Source organism: Atribacter sp., from assembly GCF_035418125.1.
GTDB lineage: Bacteria > Atribacterota > Atribacteria > Atribacterales > Atribacteraceae > Atribacter > Atribacter allofermentans.
The window spans coordinates 1-3,045 of sequence record NZ_DAOLQM010000257.1 but is presented as its reverse complement, the minus strand read 5'-3'; the positions used below and the strand labels follow the sequence as shown (position 1 = coordinate 3,045).

Annotated in this window: 2 protein-coding genes; one reads left to right on the top strand and one right to left on the bottom strand. The window is 35.2% G+C overall.

Translation table 11 applies throughout. The annotated features are described in order from the left end of the window. The first annotated feature begins 316 nt into the window (after positions 1 to 316). Positions 317 to 1,864, top strand: coding sequence for a serine hydrolase (locus PLK24_RS10160; protein WP_324478795.1), 1,548 nt, complete (start codon positions 317 to 319; stop codon positions 1,862 to 1,864). Between the two features lie 91 nt (positions 1,865 to 1,955). On the opposite strand, the gene PLK24_RS10155 is transcribed toward PLK24_RS10160, so the two are convergent. After that, positions 1,956 to 2,522, bottom strand: a complete 567-nt coding sequence (locus tag PLK24_RS10155; RefSeq protein WP_324478793.1) for a GyrI-like domain-containing protein — start codon at positions 2,520 to 2,522, stop codon at positions 1,956 to 1,958. Positions 2,523 to 3,045 lie beyond the last annotated feature (523 nt).

The following is a 3,045-nucleotide window of genomic DNA, read 5'->3' as shown; positions in this document are numbered from 1 at the left end:
CTTGCTCAATAACAAAAGTTTTTGGCGATATGAGTTTGGCAACTTTTCTTTTCATCCTATTCCTCCATTGATAGGGGTTTATTAAAAATTAAATTACCATCCATTTTAACCTTTCATGGCTTTTATAGCTATACAATAAAGACAGTAGTGTGTAATGAATATACAGTCAATAATTTAATATAAAAAATAGGACAAAATAAAATTAGAAATTAAGTAATAAAATTCATAATTTTACCGATAACTTTAAATAAGGAATATTAGATAAAGTTTTTAAAAAAAAGTATTTGATTTTTAAAAAATATCAAAGGAGAAAAAAATGGCAAAAAAACGTCAATTCTTGTTTACCAAATCATTCTTTTTCATTTTTTTTATAATGAGTTGTATATTTCTTCTTTCAATTACTTCTTTAGCCAGCAATAATATTAATCCTCCTGATCAAGAAACATTACAGAAATTTCTTACTGATTTTGAAGACTATGCTGAACAAGCTCGTCAAGATTGGGGAGTCCCTGGAATGGCTATATCGATCGTCCAAGGAGATGAAATGATCTATGCCAAGGGCTTTGGAGTAAAAAAAGTTGGAGAAAATGATCCAGTTGATGAAAAGACAATTTTCCAGATTGGCTCAACTTCAAAAGCCTTCACCGCAGCCTTAGTCGCCATGATGGTCGACGAAGGAAAGCTTCACTGGAAAGATAAAGTAATTGACTATCTCCCTGATTTTCGAATGTATGATCCCTGGGTAACCCGAGAATTTCTCATCAATGATGCTATGGCTCAACATAGTGGTATGCCTGGGTATGCAGGTGATTTCCTTTCTTTCATTGGCTATGGTCGTGAGCATATTATAAATTCTATTCGTTATATTCAACCCATAAGTAGTTTCCGCTGTGAATTTGCTTATATGAACAATCTTTTTTTAGTTGCAGCATCTTTAGTAGAAAAAGTTTCTGGAAAAACCTGGGAAGAGAATTTACAAGAAAGAATATTGGATCCATTAGGAATGAATGATACCACTTGCATCCAAGATGGTTTTACCCAAGCTCCAAATGTTGCCTATCTCCATCAAAATTTAAAGGGTCAAGCGAAAGTGCTCCCGATGGATTGGCAATATATTGATTGGGTGTATACCTATTCTCCTGCTGGTGGGATTAATTCGAATGTTATCGATATGGCAAAGTGGATGGTCCTTCAACTTAATGAAGGAGTTTATGAAGGAAAACAGCTTGTCAGCAAAGAAAATATTCAATACATGCATTCTCCCAAAACCATATCAGATGGAAACAACTTTTATGATTTTGCTTGGATTACGACAAAATATGAACCCTATCCACTAATTTGGCACAATGGAGGAACTTCTGGCATTAAATCTGTAATACAGATTATACCTGAGGCTAAATTGGGAATTGTCGTTCTGACCAATATGTCCGATACATCACTTCCCGAGGCATTGGGAAAACAGTTTGTTGATCTTTATTTTGGTAACCCCTCAAAAGACTGGAGTGCAGAAAGCCTAAAAACATATAAAGAGACTCTATCCCAGGAAGCTAAAATTCCTGATATTCCCAAGGAAAAACCTCTTCCTTTGGAGTTCTATATTGGTGAATATGCAAATCCCGTTTATGGTGAAGCTGTGGTGAGTATTGAAGGTGATAACTTAGTATTTACCCTCGGGCCTAAGCAAATCAAGGTTGTTTTACAGCCATGGAACCGAGACACCTTCACGTCTTCTTTAACAGATTATTTAGATGAAGCGGGATTTGTACACTTTCAAGTTGATCCCTTGGGAAAAGCATATAAGATGACTGTTGATATGCTTAACGACGGAAATATTGGGTGTTTTGATCGAATTGTTGACGAATAAAATTAAATCTCAATAACTTCTTCTTCAAAATCCTCCCCTTTATCAAGGGGAGGATTTTTTATAAACCTCGTCAAGAGATCGTTGTTTGTTCTTATTCTTTTAATTCTTCTACAGGTATAAGAATTTCGGTAAGTAACTCCTCAGCCGGGGTCGTAGCCGGATCATTATGATAGATTTCTCGGGTGGGATAAACAATTTTATAATGTTTTTGAGCTAACCAGGAATGAACTGATTGGTAAACAGCATTCATGCCTTGATAAGGACCTTTGAACATAATACGAGCTGCTTTAATTTTTGGGAGTTGGTTATTGGAATATTGAGCATTATCCACCGGCCAAGCTACCTCGGTTAAGATCTTTCCTAAAGTTTGATTAAAATCTACATTTTCTAAATAATAAAGGACAATTAACGGTCCGGCGGGCTTCCCTCCCATTTTGGTTAGCTCAACTACGGAATTATGTATGAGTTGTGGTAATTCCTGGGAAAAGTCTTGGATTTCCTTTTTCACAGAAAATACCAACACTTCAGGTACTTCAACTACTTCGATGTCAAAGGGCTGACTGGTTGACGATTGATTCTGACTAAATGCGATTTGCTCTATAAGTAAAAAGCTCAAAGATAAAAATATAAAAAAGTAAACTAATCGAAAATTTTTCATAAACTCCTTTCCTCCTTAGTTATTTTTGTTGCAGAAAATACCTAATTGAGTATTTTTATTCATTTTACCATTAAGAAATTAGGAATGAAGATTAGTTAAGAATGATGTCATTCTTTATTGTTAGCTGTTTTCTGTTTATTGTATTAAAAGGATAGACCCTCATGCTGCTTAGAAGTACCAGGTGAAGATGAAAACCCAAGATTCGACATGCCATGGTATGTCGCTATAATAATTAGGCGTAATACATTGCGTCCTACATTTTAAAATTCCCTTGAAGGGGCTTGATTTATTATACTCGTTTTAAATCCGTCATTGCGAGGAGCCCAACCGTCCTTTGGTTTAGCGACGTGGCAATCTCATTTAGCAATTTTTTTAAAAAAAATCAAAAGATGACCGATTAAAGGCACCCTCCCCGCCGTAAAACGGCACCCCTCCAAGGAGGGGAATTGTTAAATTCATTCTTTCTTATTTTGTTTTAATCCCTTTTCACTTTTTACAATATTTACAGAATAGATTTTCATGC